This is a genomic window from Marinobacter sp. CA1, assembly GCF_020546665.1.
In the GTDB taxonomy this organism is placed as follows: domain Bacteria; phylum Pseudomonadota; class Gammaproteobacteria; order Pseudomonadales; family Oleiphilaceae; genus Marinobacter; species Marinobacter xestospongiae.
This window is the reverse complement of sequence record NZ_CP071785.1, coordinates 310,205-329,518: the sequence shown is the minus strand read 5'-3', so window position 1 is coordinate 329,518 and position 19,314 is coordinate 310,205. Positions and strand designations below refer to the sequence as shown.

The window sequence follows — 19,314 nt, the reverse complement described above, 5'->3', positions numbered from 1 at the left end:
TGCTGCCACTTGTTATGGGGTGAAACATCCTGCATCATTTACCTATATCTATCTCCGCGGGGTGTCAAATGACTGCGCTCGAACTCGAAACCCTCAGAAATGCTGCCATGACGCTCTCCGAACGGGAGCGCGCCGCTTTAGCCAAAGATCTGGTGGCAAGCCTGGATGGCCCTGCAGATGAAGGTGTTGCAGAAGCGTGGGACCGTGAGATTCGCCGAAGAATCCACCAGATTGATTCAGGAGAAGCAGAGCTGCTCGATGCAAAGGAAGTTCTGTCCCGCGCCAGAGATCGAATCAGAGGCTGATCGTTTTGAGAGCAAGAGTCAGCAGGGAAGCTGCTACAGAATTGGAAGAAGCCGCTACCTGGTATGAGCAGGAAGAAGTTGGGCTTGGAGAACGCCTGATCAATGCTTTCGAACAAGCAATTGAGCGGCTTGAGGAACCCTATCCCCCACTGGTTCCAGTCAACCCTGACGCCGCAGAATCCGGAGCAAAACAACTCATCCTTCATAGATTCCCCTTCTCCCTCGTAACCATCGAAAGAAACCAAGCTATTATAGTCGTTGCTTTTGCTCACCACTCCAGAAAACCAGGCTACTGGCGGAGACGGCTCTCCCCATAACGCCCGCGTAACGGGCCGTTTTGGAGCGGCAGCGGAACAAAACGGTCCCGTTGACGCACTGGTTATAAGTATCGGAGCGCCTCACCGGGTCTCACAGGCAAGGTCCCAATATTGAGATGCTTGTAAATAGCATCGGCTTTTTTCAGAAATGCCACATCGTTGGAAACAAGAAGATAGCAGCGAGCACCACTTTGAACATGCATCAGATCATTCTTTGATGCATTGAACCGGTCTTTCCCCTTTCCCATACTGGTAAAATCGTCTGCCCAATATCCGGCCCAGTTTAGGAGAGAGTAGCAAACAGCAATGTGGTTCTCAGGTGTGCCCTCGAAATAGTCGCTCCAATGAAAATTTGGGTTTTCCTTGCGAAAAAATCCTTCTATCGAAGGGATTACCTGTTCGGGGGGAAGCTTCTCTATTTCCTTGATTTGATCAAGCTCTCTGAAAGGTTTTGGCCCTAATTCTTGATCATCTGGGACATCGAGTCCCTGCATGTTTTTAATCTGTGATAGCTGTGACTCTATCTGAACCTTCATTGACTCAAGCTGATCTTCGCCAACTTCGGAACCCAATGTGCTGTCGAGGTGGCTCAACGCATCCTTCAAAACTATTTGAAGATCATTTTGGAGCATCGCGTTCAGCTCGCTGAAAGTTTGATCTACCGGGAGGCCTGATAATTTTCGATGAATAAGATCCTGGATTTCGACAAGCGATTTTGTACCCGACTTGGCATTCTGCGATTCATTCTCCAAAAAATCATTCCACACGTTTTTCGGATGACTTCTCACCAGCATATTCGTTATCGGGGTCAAATAGGCTGCTCCAAGCCCCCAAAGGAGATCTAGATGCTCCTGTCGGTAACTTTCGTGAGGAATTTGCTGGATTTCGCGCAAGTGGGTCGCCGTGTAAAGAACCTCAACACTCTTACCAGTAACTAGTGTTTTGAGGGCACGCAGTTCCTCATCATGAGATTTTGCGAGTACCCGCTCTCTCATTCCGGATAGGGCGTTTTGATCGAGATAAACGTGTGGCATAACTCACTTATAACGCTTTGCTCACCGGTAAATTAGGAGCGCAGCGAGTAATTTATCCGCGTGCAGCAACTTGTTAGACTTTACTAAGTTTAGCCACATGTTCGGCATCGGATCGAATAAATTCACGAAATTCATCTTCAGTCATTTTGTTATGACCTGCATTATAGGCGTCGTATTTGCCTCTCAACCTGTTATAGATTGATGTCGTACAGAAAAAAACAAAAGATCCCTTTAAGTAACGACTAACAGGGCGGGCGAAATCAGGCAATTCTTCCCCGTTGTATTCACCATGATCCCAAGCCCCATAGGGTACGTACTCCCCTGGCTCAATCTCAGTAAGAGCTTCTACAATACCGTCGTAGCTCACCGCGTTCTCTATGCCTGTTGGCTTGACCGGTTCCGCCTCTAACCTGAAGTAGTCCCAAGAAGGATCGACACCGAACGATTCATACGTGAGCTTTTTGGGCCTCAATAGCTCAGCAATTTTTTCACCGACATGCAAAGCAATAAATCCGTCTTCATACGCAATTGATGCTCCGGTGATCGTGTGGCCACCGACATCGGGAAAAAACATGTGATTGAGAGAGTGCGCTTTCGACAGCTCATTAATAACAGCAACAATTGAGTCTAAATTTGTCCACGTCGTGCGTTCAGGAACCCCAATGGGAAAAATAATTTTTTGTAGCTCGAACCATTCAGTTACGTTTCTTTCTTCGAAATCTTCATTTAATCGGAGCCATTTTTCTAGCTCTTCATAGAAATAACCCATCGATGGCCGCAAACCTGGATCATTATCCGTCGATCGTACTATTAGCTCGTCCAAAGATGTTAAATATAGACCACGATGGTATTTATTTAGCCCCAATATCCCGTTAGGAACATATTGGCCGTCAAACCCCTTCGACTCACCAGTAAGCGCGATCCAGAGTGTCTTGGCAAATGAATAGATATCAGCTTTTTTACCATCTGCGTCGCTTGCTATGCGCCTCATTTCCGGAGCCATTGTAAATTTAGCTCCTACATCCCGCTTCTGGGGAGTCACTTTTTCTTTTTTAGGATATTTTACAAGGCCAAAATCAGTGAAAAATAAACGGCCATTTAAGAATAATAGATTTTCAGGCTTGATATCACGATGAGATATTTCCTTATGATGAAGTTCTTCCAGAGTTTTAGCCAAACACACAAAGTCTGACACAACATCTAATGCTGCTTTTCTTTTGATATAATCTGTAAAACTCTCTGCCAGAGGCATTACAAACCACGGGATACCTTCAGATTTTTCTTGAGGTATAAATGATTCGACTATCTTGATAACTCCGTCGATGTCTACGGTCGAGAGAATATGTACCTCTGATTTAAAACGCTCATATGTGACGTCATCTATTTGCCGTAGGAATTTCATTGCATACTCGTTTCCGGAGTCATTGACGACTTTCCAAACATCGCCATTTCCTCCGGAACCCAGCTTTTCGATGAGTCGCCAACCGGCAATGGTTCGACCTTTCTTAAGACGAGATTTTTTCGGTCTATTCTGACTCATGTAGGTGCACTTATCTCTTTTAAAATGCTTGCGAATGTCTAACGCTGAAATAAGCGGCGGCCCGACAGGGGCGTCCGGTGGAGGCCGCAGGCCGGAACGAACTTGATTGACTGGTTACAAAGCAAGAGCACCCGTTTACCCCCCGAAGCTCTGGTGAAATCTGATGTTCGATAACCTCATAGTGCTGCACTGAAAGGTCAGGCTCAAGCTCATATACCTCGTCTTCCGGGTACAGACGGGCCCGAGAAATTTCGTCGCCAGCGAAAGCCTTGATGGATGCCAGCGTGTCCCAGTATGTGATGAGGGTGAGTTCAACTTTGCCGGCGAGGGAACGGTGGAAAATCTGAGCGCCGAGAAACCCAGGAGTTGCGGAAGAGTCTTTGATGCCGGTTTCGTATAAATAGCCCGTAAACCCTTCACTATGGACTTCCGGCACCCGGCATTTCCATTCCCTGGCGATCATTACTACGCACTCTCCCTTGCTTTGTAACGCCTGCGTAATAGGCGCGAGCTTGCGAGCGTCCTAATTGACGCGCTTGTTATATGAATCACGCTAAAGCCCTGCGAAGACTTGCTGCTACATGATGTATCTGGATTCCGCCACCTAAGAGTTTGATTAGCTTGATATGACCATTCGATTCTAGTACATCCAGGATATGATTGATGACGATAACTTCTTTACCAATCTTTTCTCGTAACTCAGCATTGTTAGTCATATTTTCATTCACTATAGCGCTGACGACACCCTCAACAATTGAAGCATAATCACTGATATATGCATTTGCATACTTATCGAACCCGTATGTAGTAACCTTGTAATGACAACCGTAGTTATCCCCACCCCCTAAAAACCTAGTTACGTCCAGATATCCATTTTCTTCAAGAACCTCTATGCAGTCCTTAATCTCGGCGCGGCTAAAACCAAAATCGTTGCCGTTAGAAAATAATGATTCTGGATTGACAAAAATATCACCAGTTTCTATGGCCTGATCACAGGAGGATTTTAGAATAAGATTATCTGCTTTTGTAAGGCCGCCAATCTCATGATATTTACTGGTCACATGCGCAGGCGATGAACCTAAGGCGGGCTTATCCGTGGCACCAAAAATCGATGATAATATCCTCTTGAAACTAGTCTCATAGTCTTCAAAATTACTAATCGATTCCCACAAAGTGGATGTCAACGATTCCGGTACTTTGCAATCATCAAGAACAACGGGAATTATCTTAGTTCCTTTAGATAACTTGCTTACGATACTTGCATTTAGTTCCTCACGAACCCAAGGCTTACTGACGCTGAAGTTCGACAAAACAATTATTACCGCTTCAGCCTCCTTAAGACCTTCTTCAAAGATCTTATCTACGAGACTGTCACCCGGTAGCATCTCCCATTTATCTAACCAAGCATCAACACCGTTTTCTCTCAATTTGGTAGCAAACTTATTCACAAATCGAACCTTGTCTTCGCTTGCATGACTTACAAAAACTTTTGGATTCATGAACTCTCCCTATTTATTCATATAACGCCAAGATCACTCGCTTTTGAAAGCGCTAGCTTTTAAAAGTCGAGTGCATCGTCTTGTTGTACGTTTCCCGAAGTTTCAGATGTGATGCTCCTGATGATGAAGGTGCCGCTGTCGATTGCGTGCCTGATCAACTCCGGGGGACAGGCAGACACACCATGTACATCACTAGCATTTCGCCGAAACGACCCCATAACGTAAGCTGCTTGATTGATGGCACCACGATAGTTTTGCCATAACCTATTAACTTCGTTGCCATCATCGGTCATCTGACCAAATCTGTCTCGATAGACGGGCTCTAAGACCGCAAATGACCGAGACACCCTCTGCTGATATGAGTCGTCATGAGGGTTTCCAAGATCATGTACTGTGTAGAGGTAATTTGTGACTGTGTCTAATCCGCTACATATGGCGGTCATTGCGCCCGAATAATCTCCTTCGCCAAACCGCCGATATGCGGTTCGAAGAAGACCCTTCACTTCCGCAGAAAAATCTTGGACAGCATCATCGACTTGAAAATCCAACGGCCGAAGCTGCCCATCAACTAATTTCCAGCCAAACCTCTGTGCGCAATCTGAGATGCGAGCTTCAAGGTGGCTTTTCTGCTCAAGCATTGCGGCTATAAGATACTGTATTGCCTTGTCAGGATTAGGCTCTTTCGAAATCAAACCATCCAACGCATCAAGAAGCTCTCCTTTTGATGCTCCCTTCGCTGGCAATGACTTCTGTTGGAGGTGCGCCAACTCTTCCACCGGCAATGCAGCAGCCGCGACTACATCCTTTGTCTCATTAAAGGTGAAGCCATCTTTGACTGTTGGCCGAAGCGCACGCCAAACCTTTTTTATATCTGTTTTCATTGCTTACCTTTACGTACAACGCCCGGCTCACGCGCCGGTTTGGAGTCGCGAAGCGGCGGAAAATCGGTCGCCGTGCAGCCGATTGTTATGTTTTTTTATAATACCTTGCTAGAAAATCGAAAAAGGATTCCTCCAAAGGGCTGAGTTGACCACTGCTCAAATCAGCCTCTTGCCCCCAAGCGACATCATATATTTTGTCTGTTTTAACGTCGAAATAGTACGCACCCTCACCTTCGAACGAGGTTAGTCGAATGAAGCGAGTGCCGAGCCCTTCCGGTAGCTCTTGAATATCTTCTGCTGAGTTCTCGAGGATCGACTCTAAAGTTAGTAGCTCGGGCCCATTTCCGACGGGAGGAAAAGCTACGATGGTGTAGAAAGCGACGAACGCTGAACGTGAATCGGCTAGTCCAAGATTTTCTTGAAACCACTTTGCGTCTTCCTCTGTGACTACAAACTCGCTACTGAAGCAGAACTTGATATTGCTTCTCAGTGTCTCTTCAGCTTCTTGAGGTAAACGCATTTGTCGAATTCTTCCTCAAAACATAGACATTATGACTCCCCACTAGAGGGCTGCCCCCGCTTCGTGGGTTAGCCTCAGCCAGAGCCATAATTTACGTGTTCTCATGCGTAAAATTGGGGGCAGCACCATGAAAAAACATAGCACACTGTTCATCGGACTGGATACGCACAAAGACACCATTGCCGTGGCCTACGCCACAGATTCCCGAACCGATCCAGTCACTTACGTGGGCACCATTGGCACCCAGCACTACGCCATCCGAAAGATGGTCCGGCAGTTCGAGTCCCGACATCCAGGCTGCCAGCTTCAGTTCGTGTATGAAGCCGGCCCTTGCGGTTACTGGCTCTATCGATTGCTCTCAAGCTGGGACTATCCCTGCTTCGTGGTGGCGCCATCCATGATCCCGAAGAAGCCCGGCCAACAGGTCAAAACCGACAAGCGCGATTGTATGCAACTGGCCCAGTTGCTGCGCAACGGCGACATTGATCCCATTTATGTGCCGGAACCGGAAGATGAGGCCATCCGCGATCTTTCCCGAGCCCGGGAAACTGCCATGTGGGATCTCAAAAACGCCAAGAGCCAGCTCAAGGCGTTCCTGTTGCGACAGGATATCCGCTACACCGGTTCAGCCAACTGGTCGGCCGCACACCTGCGCTGGCTCTCCGAACTGGTCATGCCCACGCCGTCCCAGAACACCGTGTTCCGGGAAATGCTCTACACCATTGTCGAACGCCACAAGCGTCTCGAACGGCTCGATAACGAACTCAGCTACCAGGTGCGGCGATGGCGGTTCTACCCACTGGTCAAAGCCGTCCAGGCGCTACGGGGTGTTCAGTTGCTGGTCGCTACCAGCGTTGTCGCTGAACTGGGGGATCTCCAGCGCTTCGACAACCCCAGGAAGCTGATGGCATACGTTGGTCTAACGCCCAGCGAACGATCCAGTGGCAGCCGCCGTCGGATCGGGCCACTGACCTGTGCCGGCAACAAACGGGCAAGACGCATGCTGATCGAAGCAGCCCATGCCTATCGATACCCGGCCAAAACCTCCCGGATCTTGCAGCAGCGCCAGGAAGACTTGCCCAAGGCCATTGTGGAAAAGGCCTGGGATGCTCAGGTCCGACTCTGTCGACGCTATCGATCGCTGATGCAGCGCGGCAAACATCGAAACGTGGTCGTGGCCGCCATTGCCAGAGAACTGGTCGGTCACATCTGGGCGATTGCCCGGGAAGTGGTGATCGCCAAACCCGATCCAAGGTTGATGCTATGACAACGATTATGGGACAGGACAGGCGCTTCAGGCCGCGGAGTGTGAAGCAACCCTCGACGCGCGTTAGGAAGCCTGGCTGACGACTCAGACCAGACGCTCGCTCATAGACGGAGGACCGGCTTCACGACGGAAAAGTAAGGTGGTGAGAACCCACGGATATCAGCATGAAAACCGTCGACGATTACTGGCCTCAGCGTCTGTCCTGACCCGCCCTTTACCGCGGGAATGTAGCTCTGAAAAACGGGCCTGGACCGGTGTTTGCCTCTTGACGTGGGGAGTCATATCAACGCCTTGGCTTTGCGGCGTGCCGGAGCGCCAGCATAGGTGCGTCCGCCAACAGCCACTGGTTAGCTTTTATTGATAGATGGTTTTGCAACGAGGTTCCAGGAGTGAACGTCGGGTTCACATTGCATCATCTTGATATCTTTTTCCCCCCAGGACTGAAGCACACCTTTCAACTCTTCATCGGTAACAGAGCCACCTTTTGTAACGTTTCTATATAAATGCCGCCCCAAGTAAATTTCTTTGAGCGAATTCTCTGGCACATCAAAGCAGTATAGAGGTCTACCAGAGACAGTTACCATATTACATTCACGATGGCGACCACCGCCTGTGTGATAACCGAAGGGGATTCCCCCAATATTTTTTACAACACGGACTTCTTCTTCGTACGCCCACTCGAGAGACTTATACAGAAAAGCTCTCTTCATTAGATTGAAGGCATTCGAATCAAAACGAAGGCTACCACCAATATCCATTAGCTCATTCTCGCCAATCACGGGTAGATCGTTGTGCGGCTTCGTAGCTGAGTAGATCAGCTCTCCATACTGGCTTGGAATCACGTTGCTTTTCGGGTCTGAAAAGCCGGCCAAATCACAATCAAACCCAAGCACTACACCTTGGTGAGAGTCTCCATAATGCGACCACATAAGTGCGTTTAACGGCTGACGAGTCAACGATAAAACACCGTATTTTCTCGAAAAGCGGTTTCTATAAGCATCCGTGGCGGTTTTTGCGCTTATAGCCCCCTCGCTATCTTTAAAACCAAAGGCTGTGCATTCAAAAGGGTCGTTCAAATCTTCAAGGCATGAAAATCCTAGTGATAGGGTATCGATCACCTTTCGCGCGGCACCGAAGGACATGTACTTGTACAGAATCATGAACTTCCCTCAGAAGAAGCTAACGCCGGCCACAGCGGCTGGAAAAAGTGGCACGTAATTGCGCTAGCAATTTGAGTGACACTTTTGACAGTCCGTTGCTGGCCCTTGTTAGCACTAATCTTCATCTTCAACCCATATACTCATCGATGAATCTTTACCCACACATAGAACACCACCATCAAATGTAGAATTAGTAAAACGCTTTGAGCTGAAGGAGCTTGTTTGGTGATACTTTTGCCATTCTGCATTAGTATAAAAAGTAGATTCTCTTGGTGCTTGGGAATAGATCAAATACTCAGAATACTTTATAGCATCATTCTTTGACATGATTTCACCGCTGTAAGCAAGATCACGCCAAAGTAGAGTCTCGACAATCTCACGAGCAACTTCGATAGTCACCTCAATAAGATTCTCTTCATTTGGAAAGAGACCAAATCCACTCAATATTTGATTAGTGGAGTAATTCCAATTGGTTGCAAAGTTTATTCTAAGCTCACCACAACCTCTTTTCTCTATAATTTCTACGATGTTCATAATCTTTCAAGAGTGCTAACATTGATTCAACGGCACATGACGTGTTTAAACACGTCACCAGACGTGATATCCCGCCACATTTCTCCATCAAACCTATACGGCAATTCCGACTCTATCAAGCACTTAGAGAGATTTTCTCTAGGTTCGTTTGCGTAAAATGTGTCAGATGCCATAATATCCCGACAACTGTATGGATAAGGCTCTTCACTTCTTCTGGTGGGTAACCCTTTATTTTCCTATCGTTTTTGGTCACTGTTATCCCATCCGATTAACGCGACGGATGGTGACTACCGTTGGATCAATGCACCCTTTACCAACAGATTCTTGGGCTCTCCTCGCCCTGGTTTGTCTCAGGCGTCGAGCTTGATAAGAGCCAGGGAGAAGTCGTAGTCCAGGTCGATCTAGACCGCAGCGCCAAACTGGTCTGCCCTCGCTGTGCCCGTACCTGCCCGGGCTACGACTCACGGGAGCGTCGTTGGCGTCATCTCGATACCTGCCAATTTCGGACGCAAGTGGTTGCTCAAGTCCCTCGAGTACAGTGTCCGGAGCATGGTTGCCTGACTATCAGCGTACCCTGGGCTGAACAGAACAGCCGGTACACATTGCTGTTTGAAGCCTTTGTGATTAGTTGGCTCAAGGCAGCTTCGATCTCTGCCGTCAGCAAACAGTTGCGTCTGAGTTGGACCGCCATCGACAACATCATGGATCGAGCGGTGCGTCGGGGGCTGGCCAATACGCCCAACCGGGATACTACTCGGCTGGCGGTCGATGAGACGGCATTCCGCAAGGGGCACGACTATGTGACGATCGTTTCCAATGCCGAGGGGCAGGTCCTCGCGGTGGAAGACGGCCGGTCTTCAGACAGTCTTGGCCGTTTTTACGAAAGCCTGAAAGAGCCGTGCAAACAGTCGATTATCTCGATCTCCATGGACATGAGCCCGGCCTATCAGAAGGCCACGTTTGACCATATCGAGAAAGCCCACCGGAAGATTGCCTTCGATCACTTTCATGTTGCACAGATGCTGACCCGGACGCTTGATGCCACTCGCAAGGCTGACATGGCGCGGGCGGATCGTTCGATGCGTCAGGAGATCCACCGAAGCCGATATACCTGGTTACGTCACCGCAAGAGCCTTGAGGGACAGCAGGTTCGGCAAATCCGGAACTTGTCGGATGCGCTCAAAGACACCGGCCTGGTGTGGTACCTCAAGGAAAAGGCTCGAGACATCTGGCAGGGGTATCGTGTCAAAGGTGCTCGTTCGGCTTGGCTGGAATGGGTTCAGATGGCTCGGCTAACAGAAGTTCGGGCCTTGGCGTCAGCGGCAAATCAGATCGAAACCAAGTTGTTTGGCATTCTCAACGCCATGCGATTTCGAGCCTCAAATGGACTGGCGGAAGCCATCAACGGACAGATAAGAACTTTAAAGGTTCGATCCAGAGGATTCCGGAGCAAGGAAAGGTTCAAGCGGGCGATACTGTTTCACTATGGCGGACTGCCTATGGCTCCTAACCCACACGGATAAGTGAAGAGCCATGGATAAACAGTGTCGGAGGAACTATGGACAGTAAACCACCTCGCCTGCTGGAGCAGGTTCGTCACGCAATTCGTCTCAAGCATTACAGCCTGAGTACGGAGAAATCCTACCTCTACTGGATTCGCTTTTTTATCCGCTTTCATCAATTGCGGCATCCCCGGGATTTGGGTAATCAAGACATTCAGCGATTCCTGACGTTTCTGGCGGTGGAACGTAATGTCGCGGCTGGTACCCAGAATCAGGCGCTGAACGCCATCGTGTTCCTGTACCGAGAGGTGTTAAAGCAACCCCTGGGAGATTTCAGTAATGCGGTTCGCGCCAAGAAGAGCCAACGCCTGCCCAGCGTGTTTTCCCAGGATGAAGCCCAGCGGGTGATTGCCCAATTGGCGCCTCCGTACCATGCCATGGCGGGTTTGATGTATGGCAGCGGGCTTCGCTTGATGGAGGCCGTTCGGCTGCGGGTGAAAGACATCGACTTTAACCGGGAAACTATTACGGTGAGATCCGGCAAGGGTGACAAGGACCGGCAAACCCTGCTGCCATCGCCATTGGTTGATGAACTGAAGGCGGCTTGCCGTAAGACTCAGCTGATGCACCGGATGGATCGTGAGTTGGGCCATGGTGAGGTATATATGCCAAACGCACTGGCCCGCAAATACCCAGGGGCAGCAATTAGCCTGCCCTGGCAATACGTCTTTCCTTCCGAGCGGCTGTCCACCGATCCCCGCTCCGGGCGAACCGGGCGTCATCACATCAGCAAAGACTCCGTACAGCGGGCCGTGAAACGCGCCATTCGGGAGGCCGGCATCGTTAAAAAGGCTTCCTGCCACACCTTCCGGCACAGCTTCGCGACCCACCTGCTAGAGGTTGGCTATGACATCCGCACGGTGCAGGAGTTGCTTGGCCATGAAGATGTGCGGACCACGCAGATCTACACCCACGTTATGGCTAAAGGTGTATCCGGGGTCCGTAGTCCGCTCGGTTAGCCGCTAGTAAGCACTTACATCCCCAGCCAAGCCCGGCCTGATAATCGATCCCCCGGGTCTCGAAGAAGTTCTTCTCTTGGCGCCGGGAACGGCTCTTCCAGGGCGGTGTTGCGAGCGAGGAAAAACATGGAACAAAAAAAAGGGGCCGGTCACGGCCCCTGGATGCAATAAAACATCTCACCTGAAAAAACCGTGTCACCGGGCGCCCATCAACGCCAGGCGACACTCTTACCCATGCCTTCAGCAGTAGAAAATGCTGTTGAGGTACTCTGCCAGTGCGCGGCAGTTTTCCCGTTCGGTTTCGTTGTGCGGTACGAAAATCGGTTCCATACAAATCACCTCCATTGATTTTGGCACAGTGCCTCTGTCTGGAGTTCCCATGCTATCGTTATGGTCGTGACAACTCCTTGACAGGCTGACCCAGAAACTTGACATTTCGTATCAATCTTGCCGCAGTCGATGGTCATGGCAGCAACCCATTTCGACCGTTCCGGATGACATGATGGTGGCGACAACCGAGGTGCAGAACCCGATTCCCCAGGTAGCGGCGTCCAGCACCCTGGCCGTGGTGAACTACCTGCTACAGCATGAGCTGTGTGACAGCGAAGCCATTGAAAACCAGCTCGGCCAGAGCCTGGAGAGCCTGGCCCAGCCGGACCAGCGCATCGATGCCGAGCAGCACTACCGGCTCTGGCGCTTTGCCGAGGCGATCACCAACGACCCCGCCATCGGCCTGCACATTGGCCAGTGGGGCGATCCCGGCGCCATGGGCCTGGTGGGCCATGTGTTCTTCAACTGCGACACTCTCGGAGACGCTGTTGGCCAGTACGTACGCCTGCACCGGCTGATCAACGAATCCGTCACCCTCAGCCTGGCCCAGAGCGGTGACCTCACCATTCTCAGCTGGCAACCCGACAGCCCCGATCACTACTGCCGCCTGGACATGGACCGGACCCTGGCTGCCGCCATCAGCCGTACCCGCCACTTTATCTACCCCGGCTTTCGTGCCGAGTGGGCCGAGCTCGCCCATCCACGCCCGGCCTACGCCGACGAATACAGCGGGCTCTTTGGCGGTGAGGTGCGGTTTGACCAGCCGGTGACCCGGGTGGCCTTCCACGCCCAGCACCTGGCCCGCCCTATTCCACGGCGGAACCCCTACGTCTACTCGGCGGTGCTGAAACAGGTCAACACAGTGCTGGCCCGCTGGCGCAGCCAGAAGTCCTTCAGCCGCAAGATCCGCCAGCTGATCTCGAAACAGCTCTCCACCAACCAGGTCAATGCCGACAACCTGGCCCGACAGTGCCACATGAGCCGCCAGACCCTGTACCGGCGACTAAAGAAAGAAGGCATCAGCTTCCACGATCTGGTGGAGCAGGTCCGCAAGGACAAGGCCCTGCGTTACGTCGCCGACAACCAGTATGCCCTTGGCGAGATTGCGTTCCTGCTGGGCTTCTCCGAGCTCAGTGCCTTCAGCCGGGCGTTCAAGCGCTGGACCGGCCAGGCACCGGCGCAGTACCGCAGCGAACACCAGCAGGAGCCATCCGCCTGATGCCCGAGTTGCCGTCCTTCCTCGCCCTGGCCGTTGCCCTGCTGTACGCCCTGGCGCTGGTCTGTGTCTACCGGATTCTGCTTACCTACCGCACCGCCCAGGGCGCGATTGCCTGGATCATGGGGCTGCTGGGGCTGCCTTACCTGGCGGTGCCTTTGTTCCTGCTGTTCGGTCGCAACCGCTTCTCCGGCTATGTTCGTGCCCGTCGCCTTGGCGACAAGTCGTTACGGCCCCTGCTCAATCGCCTCGAACAGGGCCCGGAGACCATCTCTGCACCGCAGCAGGGGGATGCCGGCCGGGACCTGCAGGTACTCAGCCGGCTGGCTCGCCAGCCCTTCACCGGTGGCAACCAGTTCACCCTGCTGAAAGACGGCGAGGCCACATTCGAGGCGCTGTTCGAGGCGATGGAGGACGCCCGCCACTACATTCTGCTGGAGTTCTACATAGTCCGCTCCGACCGCGTCGGTCAGCGCATCAAGACCATCCTCAAGCGCAAACTGGCGCAGGGGGTGCAGGTGTGGTTTCTCTACGACGACATCGGCAGCGTCTGGCTGCCCCGCAAGTACCTGCGGGAACTGAGTGCCGCCGGTGCCAACGTGGCGTCGTTCGGGGACGGCAACATCCGTCGCCGGCGGTTCCAGATCAACTTCCGCAATCACCGCAAGCTGCTGGTGTGCGATGGCACCGTCGGCTTTGTCGGTGGCATCAACCTGGGGGACGAGTACCTTGGCTGCGCGATGGATCAGGAACCCTGGCGCGATACCCACTGCCGCGTGGAAGGCCCGGCGGCCCTGGGGCTGCAACTGGCGTGGCTGGAAGACTGGAACTGGGCCAGCGACGACACCCCAACGTTGCACTGGGAACCCCTGCGGGCCGGCGACCAGGAGGCGCTGATCCTGCCCACCGGACCGGCGGACCCCCACGAAACCTGCACCCTGTTCTTCCTTAACTGCATCAACAACGCCCAGTCCCGGATCTGGATCGCCTCGCCCTATTTCGTGCCGGACTTCCAGGTCATCAATGCCCTGCAACTGGCGGCCCTGCGAGGGGTGGATGTCCGCATCCTGATTCCGGAGAAATCCGACAACCCGCTGATCCGCATGGCGGCCTATTCCTACCTGGTGCAGGCCAGCCAGGCCGGCATTGGCATCTACCGCTACCAGCCCGGGTTCATGCACCAGAAAGTGGTGCTGGTGGATGATCGCTACGCCGCCATCGGCACCGCCAACCTGGACAACCGCTCAATGCGACTGAACTTCGAGATCTCCGCCCTCACCACGGCACCGTCGTTTGTTCGCGCGGTTGACACCATGCTGACGGAGGACCTGGCCCAGTGTCAGCTCATGACCGCCCGCGACTATCGCGACCGTTCGCTGCTGTTTCGCATCAGTTGCCGTGCGGTTCGCCTGCTGGCGCCGTTGTTGTAGACATTCCTTCGAGTCCCGGTATGTGAGACCATGAGCGCCAGTTCACCACCCGGCTCCCAGCCGTCAGCGTCGATGCCGGAGACCATGACCCCGTTCAAACCGCAAGAGTCCCTTACCGAGCAGGTGGCCCGTCACCTCGAAGACCTGGTGGCCTTTGGCCAGCTGCAGTCCGGTGAGCGCATCGTTGAATCCACCATGGCACGGCAGCTGAACGTCAGCCACGGTTCGCTGCGGGAAGGATTGCGGCTGGCCGAACGGCGCCATCTGGTGCAGAACGTTCCCCGCCGCGGCACCTTCGTTACCCGGCTCGACAGCTTCTTCGTCCGCAGCCTGTACGATGTGATGGCGCTGTACCTGAGCCACACCGGTCGCAAGTTCGCCCGCGCCTGGCAGGCCGACGACATGGCCCGGCTGGAATCGCTCTACCAGCGCATGGAAGACTGCCGCGTCAGTAACGATCTGCCGGGGTTTCTCGACCTTGGCATCCACTACACCCAGGCCTCCCTGGCCTACGCCGACAACTACTTCATTGTCTCCGCCATCGACGACCTCTGGCCGTCGGCCAAACGCTGCGCCTTCGTTGCCTTCAAGGGTGGCGGCGACCATTGCCTGGCGGACAACCTGAGCTTCATGCGCAATTCCATCGCCGCCATCCGGCAGCGTGATGAAGCGCAGTTGTGTCGGATCATCCAGGGCTACGCCGACGACCAGTGCGACAAGGTCATCCGCTATCTCGACACCCAGCCCAGCCATGCCCGCTAACCCGACACCGCGGCTGGCCACCAGCCTGTTGCCGCTGCTGCTGACCGCCTGCGCCGCCACGCCGCCCAGCCAGCAACCGCCGCCAGCAACCGCAGATCCCAAACCGTCGACCACACCATCACCGTCGGCTCCGGTGGCGCCCAGCCCGCCGCCCAAAGCGACGGCACCGGTGCCCCAACCCGAGCCCCGCTGCGCCTGGAGTCAGGTACGGGGCATCGCCACGCTGCTGTCGCTGGGCAGCGCGATGGCCAATGCTGAGCTGGCGACCTGGGAATTCGTACCGGGCGGCGATGTGCTGTTTCACCCGGCGCCGGATGGCAGCCAGCCGGGGGATGAGTTCAAGGCGTTACTGGAACGGCCGCTGAATGGCCCCTGCCCGCGCGCCAGACTGTACCTGGTCGCGCCCCTGCCCGGGCACTGAGGAGGTTGAAATCACTTCGGAACGGCGTTACTGCTCGAACAGGCGGCCGAGGTAATAACCGATGTTGAGGTACACCGACCAGCGGTTCTCATCGTTGTAGGCGCCGGTGACCTGCACCGGTCCAAGGAAGGTATCGATACCGGCAAAGGCGCTCCAGGAATGGCGCAGGTCGTTGCCACGGGCATCCCGCAGCCGCTCCCAGGCATTGCCGGTTTCAAAACCAAGCCCGGCGTAGAAGGGAACGAAAGGCCCGCCGAATTCCCGGTAACCGGACACCGACGCCAGCGCGGCATCGGGACCGTTGACTTCACCGTAGCCGTAGCCGGAAAGGCGGCGGAAGCCCCCCAGCAACACCACATCCTCAAGGCCGGCCTGCCCCCGCACCACCGAGTCGAGGTAGAGCGACCCCAACAGACGGTACTGCCGCCAGGGCATGGCCCCGGACACCATCAGGCTGAGGCGGTCGTTGTTTCGTTCGGAGCCGAGCCCCGGACGCTCCAGGTGCCCGCGCACACCAAAGAACATGCCTCGGGACGGCAGCAACGGATCATCCAGGGAATCGTGCACCAGTCCCAGCTCCAGGCCGCCCTGATGGACGTGGTTGTCCAGCTCCGCCAGGTAACGCAGGAACTCCCCCGGGCTGGCGTAACCCCGAGTCAGCCCCAGCCGAGCTTCGGTATTGATGGACAGCGCCGTGCCGAGGCTGAGCTCCAGCTGGCGATGGCTGATATCGGCATCGGCAAAGCGCTCGCCAGACGGGTCGAAGAGGTTGAAGCGCTCCTTTTCGTACTCGACCGCCGCCTCGACAAACTGGTTGGAACCGAACCCCAGAGGCTGGAACCAGGCGCTACGCAGGTAGGGTTCGGTGCCCAGTTGCAGACCCGTCTGCCATTCCCCACCCAGGCGGTTCAGCTCGGTCATCCGCAACGAGGCGGCGACGTTGAAATTGGTGTAATCGCGGAAGTTGTCCTCAAACCCCAGCCCGAAACTGAGGTAATTGGGGCCCCAGCTTTTTTCCCGGGCCCGTAGCTCCAGCGCGGCGCCCCCTTCGACAGGGCGCAGGTTGTAGCTGATGGTTTCGTGGTAGCCGAGGCCGTAGAGGTGCTTCAGGTCCAGTTCCAGCTGCGCCACGTCCAGCGGCTGGCCCAGTTGCTGGTGCAAACGGGAACGCAGGAACTCTTCGGACAGCCGGGACTCGGGATTGATCTCGATGGCCACCACCGGACCAGGCCGGAATGGTCGTTCGGCGCGCCGGGTCTGGTAGGCCTGCCACTGCTCTGGCTCCACCGTCAGGTCATGCAGCGCCGAGGCTTTTTGGCGGGCGGCGGTGGCACCAATTTCGAAGATCCTGGCGGCCTGGTAGAAATCCGCTGAGGTTACTCCTTCCAGGTCCGGGCGGATCAGGACGTCCTTCTCCCCCAGCCGCGCCAGCTGCTCCACGGCGTTTTCACGGGTCAGCATGGTGGTGAGCTGCCCCACCACCGAAAACGCCTCCCGCAGGCGGTCGCCACTGGCCAGGGGATCGGTGATGTCCACTGCGATCACCACATCGGCGCCCATGTCCTGGACCACACTGATCGGGATGTTGTTGGCGACGCCACCGTCCACCAGCACCCGACCATCGAGGGTGAGCGGCGCATAGACACCGGGGATACTCATGGAGGCCCGTACCGCATCCGCCAAACTGCCCTCCCGCAGCACCACTTCCTCACCGGTTTCCAGATCCGTGGCGACGGCGCGGAAGGGAATCGCCAGCTGGTCGAAATCCCGCACCAGGGCGGCATCGCGGGTCAGTTCGTTGAGGATGAAGCCGAGGTTCTGACCGGAGATCAGCCCCTGTCCCAGGTGCACCCCGTCTGCGCTGACGCCAATGCCCGGCACCACCGGGTAACGCCAGTCTTCACGGGTACGGCGTACCGGTCGGTAGATACGGCCCGGATTGTCACGAAAGCTCGACAACCAGTTCATGTCGATGAAACGCTGCTCGATTTCATCCACCGGCATACCCAGGGCGTACATCGCCGCCACCGCCGAGCCGGCACTGGTACCAGCGATATAGTCCACCGGCACCCGGATTTCTTCCAGCACCCGCAGGACGCCGACATGGGCCAGCCCCTTGGCACCGCCACCACTGAGTACCAACCCCACCTTGGGGCGTTCCGTGCTCTGCCAGTCAGACGGCGCAGCGACAGCCGCCCTGTTTTCGGCGGAATCAGCCGCGCCCGCGGTCTGGGGATAAACGCACCAGAACGCCAGGCACAGCAGCGGAATCAGGAAGATGGGCACGGGCGGCGGTTGTTCCTCGGCTCAGCGTTGTTCGGCTCAATGATCCTTGCGGTCATCGTCCGACGGGCCCTTGTCGATCGACAGATGGGAGGTGTCTGGCACCACCGGCGGCGGTGTGTCTCTCTTTTCCGCCAGGTCACTGCCTGCCGGCGCGATCGTCCACTCGTCCAGGTGTTCGAACATCGGCGGTTCCACCTCGTCCACCTCGGCCAGGTCGACGCCGACCGGGTCCAGGGTCAGGCCACTGCTGGCAAGGATGTCGTCCACCTTGTCGCCAGCCACCGGCAAACGATCCCCGGGCTCGACCTTGACGCCCTCCCCGCCGGAGGCGGCAGGCTCGGCCGGTTTCGACACGGGAGCAGAGTCCGCCGGCGGCGGGCTTGTCTGGGCAGAGCCTGGCTGTGGTGAGCTTGTCGGTGGTGAGGCGGGCTGTGCCGCAGGCTGGGGTGAGACGGACTGAGAGGCCGGCTGGGGCGATGGCGCCGCTGCCGCCATCGGCTCCACATGGGCGACCATGCCGTGTTTGGCGAGCACCGCGCGGTACTTCTCTGCCTGGGCCTCATCCAGCTTGTTGCGGATCACCACCCGTTGGCCACTGAACATCTTGTCCACCTGGTCCAGGGACGCCTTGAACAGGCTGCGGGCGTTGTTACGGGCAGTGGCCAGGTCAGTACCCGGGGCACACTCTCCCTTGAAGATCAGCTGGAACATCTAACGGGCTCTCCTTACACCGGTTTTTCCCCATCATAGTTGATCGCCGACGCGGTCGGAAGCGCCAACACCGGCCCGGGCATTGTGTGCCAACTGCAAACAATTGAAAAAAGTAGGGGTAGGAGACAGGCAAGGTTGCTCACGATCTGTAACAATCTTTGTAACGCAATTTTGCGGATCGTTACACTGCGTACGGACAGATCATTATGACCAGGATCGCCAAGCTCTGTGCCCTGCTGATGGCTTCGGGAGTCGCCACCGCCTCCCAGGCCCAAGCCGAGAACATCGATGTACTGATGTCGGACCTGTTTCCCGGCGGGGAAGCCACCTACATCGGTTACGACAGCGTCGAACGAATGGACATTCCGGTAACTGCGGCCGTGGACCGCAAGTACCTGATTGTCGACTTCCGCTTCCCGGCCCCTCCGGAAGACGCCCAGTTACAGGCCAGTGTCCACAAGGTCTGTATGACCCTGCTGAAGGACCGGGAACTGATTCGCACCCTTTCAGACGACGGCTACGACATGGTATCCGTGGCGTTCGATCGCAACAGCCAGTACGACTGCCTGTAAGCCGTCAG

At 55.0% G+C, this 19,314-nt stretch carries 20 protein-coding genes; 10 read left to right on the top strand and 10 right to left on the bottom strand.

The genetic code is table 11. From position 1 onward, the window contains the following. Nucleotides 1-68: 68 nt before the first annotated feature. Together J2887_RS01455 and J2887_RS21785 are read left to right on the top strand one after the other, a co-directional pair. Nucleotides 69-305 (top strand): addiction module protein, encoded by a 237-nt coding sequence (locus J2887_RS01455; protein ID WP_227173644.1) that lies wholly within the window; start codon nucleotides 69-71, stop codon nucleotides 303-305. 5 nt (nucleotides 306-310) lie between these two features. Next, nucleotides 311-622: a type II toxin-antitoxin system RelE/ParE family toxin gene (locus J2887_RS21785; protein WP_227173642.1), complete on the top strand. Its 312-nt coding sequence runs from the start codon at nucleotides 311-313 to the stop codon at nucleotides 620-622. A gap of 62 nt (nucleotides 623-684) precedes the next feature. On the opposite strand, the gene J2887_RS01445 is transcribed toward J2887_RS21785, so the two are convergent. The 6 genes from J2887_RS01445 to J2887_RS01420 form a co-directional block, all read right to left on the bottom strand. After that, the gene (locus J2887_RS01445; RefSeq protein ID WP_227173639.1) at nucleotides 685-1,656 is read right to left on the bottom strand and encodes a hypothetical protein; all 972 of its coding nucleotides are present in this window, start codon (nucleotides 1,654-1,656) and stop codon (nucleotides 685-687) included. A 73-nt stretch (nucleotides 1,657-1,729) separates the two neighbouring features. Then, the gene (locus tag J2887_RS01440) at nucleotides 1,730-3,196 is read right to left on the bottom strand and encodes a protein kinase domain-containing protein (protein ID WP_227173637.1); all 1,467 of its coding nucleotides are present in this window, start codon (nucleotides 3,194-3,196) and stop codon (nucleotides 1,730-1,732) included. A gap of 19 nt (nucleotides 3,197-3,215) precedes the next feature. Continuing rightward, nucleotides 3,216-3,659: an antibiotic biosynthesis monooxygenase family protein gene (locus J2887_RS01435; RefSeq protein ID WP_227173635.1), complete on the bottom strand. Its 444-nt coding sequence runs from the start codon at nucleotides 3,657-3,659 to the stop codon at nucleotides 3,216-3,218. Between the two features lie 85 nt (nucleotides 3,660-3,744). Further along, nucleotides 3,745-4,695, bottom strand: a complete 951-nt coding sequence (locus J2887_RS01430; RefSeq protein ID WP_227173633.1) for a toll/interleukin-1 receptor domain-containing protein — start codon at nucleotides 4,693-4,695, stop codon at nucleotides 3,745-3,747. A gap of 59 nt (nucleotides 4,696-4,754) precedes the next feature. Continuing rightward, nucleotides 4,755-5,576, bottom strand: coding sequence for a hypothetical protein (locus J2887_RS01425; protein WP_227173631.1), 822 nt, complete (start codon nucleotides 5,574-5,576; stop codon nucleotides 4,755-4,757). An 85-nt stretch (nucleotides 5,577-5,661) separates the two neighbouring features. Further along, nucleotides 5,662-6,096, bottom strand: a complete 435-nt coding sequence (locus J2887_RS01420; RefSeq protein WP_227173629.1) for a hypothetical protein — start codon at nucleotides 6,094-6,096, stop codon at nucleotides 5,662-5,664. Between the two features lie 127 nt (nucleotides 6,097-6,223). Here J2887_RS01420 and J2887_RS01415 point away from each other — a divergent pair, with 127 nt between their 5' ends. Next, on the top strand, nucleotides 6,224-7,363 hold the full coding sequence (locus tag J2887_RS01415; protein WP_227173627.1) for an IS110 family transposase: 1,140 nt from the start codon (nucleotides 6,224-6,226) through the stop codon (nucleotides 7,361-7,363). Nucleotides 7,364-7,710: 347 nt separating this feature from the next. Here J2887_RS01415 and J2887_RS01410 read toward each other — a convergent pair whose 3' ends face one another. Then, complete coding sequence (locus tag J2887_RS01410; protein ID WP_227173625.1) at nucleotides 7,711-8,523, bottom strand: DUF2971 domain-containing protein; 813 nt, start codon at nucleotides 8,521-8,523, stop codon at nucleotides 7,711-7,713. Nucleotides 8,524-8,637: 114 nt separating this feature from the next. After that, nucleotides 8,638-9,057 (bottom strand): hypothetical protein, encoded by a 420-nt coding sequence (locus tag J2887_RS01405; protein WP_227173623.1) that lies wholly within the window; start codon nucleotides 9,055-9,057, stop codon nucleotides 8,638-8,640. 293 nt (nucleotides 9,058-9,350) lie between these two features. Between J2887_RS01405 and J2887_RS01400 the strand changes: the two genes are divergently transcribed. The 6 genes from J2887_RS01400 (at nucleotide 9,351) to J2887_RS01375 (ending at nucleotide 15,737) form a co-directional block, all read left to right on the top strand. Further along, complete coding sequence (locus tag J2887_RS01400) at nucleotides 9,351-10,580, top strand: ISL3 family transposase (RefSeq protein ID WP_227173622.1); 1,230 nt, start codon at nucleotides 9,351-9,353, stop codon at nucleotides 10,578-10,580. 35 nt (nucleotides 10,581-10,615) lie between these two features. Beyond that, a complete protein-coding gene (locus J2887_RS01395; RefSeq protein WP_227173620.1) occupies nucleotides 10,616-11,578 on the top strand; it encodes an integron integrase in 963 nt (320 codons plus the stop codon). Nucleotides 11,579-12,077: 499 nt separating this feature from the next. After that, entirely contained in the window at nucleotides 12,078-13,127 is a 1,050-nt protein-coding gene (locus tag J2887_RS01390) for an AraC family transcriptional regulator (RefSeq protein WP_227173618.1), read from the top strand. Then, complete coding sequence (gene cls, locus J2887_RS01385) at nucleotides 13,127-14,554, top strand: cardiolipin synthase (protein WP_227173617.1); 1,428 nt, start codon at nucleotides 13,127-13,129, stop codon at nucleotides 14,552-14,554. The genes J2887_RS01390 and cls overlap by 1 nt, the downstream gene beginning before the upstream one ends. Nucleotides 14,555-14,584: 30 nt before the next feature. Further along, on the top strand, nucleotides 14,585-15,316 hold the full coding sequence (locus tag J2887_RS01380) for a GntR family transcriptional regulator (protein WP_227173615.1): 732 nt from the start codon (nucleotides 14,585-14,587) through the stop codon (nucleotides 15,314-15,316). After that, complete coding sequence (locus tag J2887_RS01375; protein ID WP_227173613.1) at nucleotides 15,306-15,737, top strand: hypothetical protein; 432 nt, start codon at nucleotides 15,306-15,308, stop codon at nucleotides 15,735-15,737. Before J2887_RS01380 ends, J2887_RS01375 begins: the two co-directional genes overlap by 11 nt. A 27-nt stretch (nucleotides 15,738-15,764) precedes the next feature. Here the strand turns inward: J2887_RS01375 and J2887_RS01370 are convergent, their stop codons facing one another. Both J2887_RS01370 and J2887_RS01365 read right to left on the bottom strand, forming a co-directional pair. Then, a complete protein-coding gene (locus J2887_RS01370; protein WP_227173612.1) occupies nucleotides 15,765-18,023 on the bottom strand; it encodes a patatin-like phospholipase family protein in 2,259 nt (752 codons plus the stop codon). A gap of 36 nt (nucleotides 18,024-18,059) precedes the next feature. Next, nucleotides 18,060-18,734 (bottom strand): hypothetical protein, encoded by a 675-nt coding sequence (locus tag J2887_RS01365; RefSeq protein ID WP_227173610.1) that lies wholly within the window; start codon nucleotides 18,732-18,734, stop codon nucleotides 18,060-18,062. A gap of 206 nt (nucleotides 18,735-18,940) precedes the next feature. Between J2887_RS01365 and J2887_RS01360 the strand changes: the two genes are divergently transcribed. Then, nucleotides 18,941-19,306: a hypothetical protein gene (locus J2887_RS01360; RefSeq protein ID WP_227173608.1), complete on the top strand. Its 366-nt coding sequence runs from the start codon at nucleotides 18,941-18,943 to the stop codon at nucleotides 19,304-19,306. Nucleotides 19,307-19,314 lie beyond the last annotated feature (8 nt).

Bases quoted from the DNA above. Each gene is read 5' to 3' on its own strand.
- J2887_RS01455 (WP_227173644.1), top strand. From the start codon at position 69: ATGACTGCGCTCGAACTCGAAACCCTCAGAAATGCTGCCATGACGCTC.
- J2887_RS01445 (WP_227173639.1), bottom strand. From the start codon at position 1,656: ATGCCACACGTTTATCTCGATCAAAACGCCCTATCCGGAATGAGAGAG.
- J2887_RS01440 (WP_227173637.1), bottom strand. From the start codon at position 3,196: ATGAGTCAGAATAGACCGAAAAAATCTCGTCTTAAGAAAGGTCGAACC.
- J2887_RS01435 (WP_227173635.1), bottom strand. From the start codon at position 3,659: ATGATCGCCAGGGAATGGAAATGCCGGGTGCCGGAAGTCCATAGTGAA.
- J2887_RS01430 (WP_227173633.1), bottom strand. From the start codon at position 4,695: ATGAATCCAAAAGTTTTTGTAAGTCATGCAAGCGAAGACAAGGTTCGA.
- J2887_RS01425 (WP_227173631.1), bottom strand. From the start codon at position 5,576: ATGAAAACAGATATAAAAAAGGTTTGGCGTGCGCTTCGGCCAACAGTC.
- J2887_RS01420 (WP_227173629.1), bottom strand. From the start codon at position 6,096: ATGCGTTTACCTCAAGAAGCTGAAGAGACACTGAGAAGCAATATCAAG.
- J2887_RS01415 (WP_227173627.1), top strand. From the start codon at position 6,224: ATGAAAAAACATAGCACACTGTTCATCGGACTGGATACGCACAAAGAC.
- J2887_RS01410 (WP_227173625.1), bottom strand. From the start codon at position 8,523: ATGATTCTGTACAAGTACATGTCCTTCGGTGCCGCGCGAAAGGTGATC.
- J2887_RS01405 (WP_227173623.1), bottom strand. From the start codon at position 9,057: ATGAACATCGTAGAAATTATAGAGAAAAGAGGTTGTGGTGAGCTTAGA.
- J2887_RS01395 (WP_227173620.1), top strand. From the start codon at position 10,616: ATGGACAGTAAACCACCTCGCCTGCTGGAGCAGGTTCGTCACGCAATT.
- J2887_RS01390 (WP_227173618.1), top strand. From the start codon at position 12,078: ATGATGGTGGCGACAACCGAGGTGCAGAACCCGATTCCCCAGGTAGCG.
- cls (WP_227173617.1), top strand. From the start codon at position 13,127: ATGCCCGAGTTGCCGTCCTTCCTCGCCCTGGCCGTTGCCCTGCTGTAC.
- J2887_RS01380 (WP_227173615.1), top strand. From the start codon at position 14,585: ATGAGCGCCAGTTCACCACCCGGCTCCCAGCCGTCAGCGTCGATGCCG.
- J2887_RS01375 (WP_227173613.1), top strand. From the start codon at position 15,306: ATGCCCGCTAACCCGACACCGCGGCTGGCCACCAGCCTGTTGCCGCTG.
- J2887_RS01365 (WP_227173610.1), bottom strand. From the start codon at position 18,734: ATGTTCCAGCTGATCTTCAAGGGAGAGTGTGCCCCGGGTACTGACCTG.
- J2887_RS01360 (WP_227173608.1), top strand. From the start codon at position 18,941: ATGACCAGGATCGCCAAGCTCTGTGCCCTGCTGATGGCTTCGGGAGTC.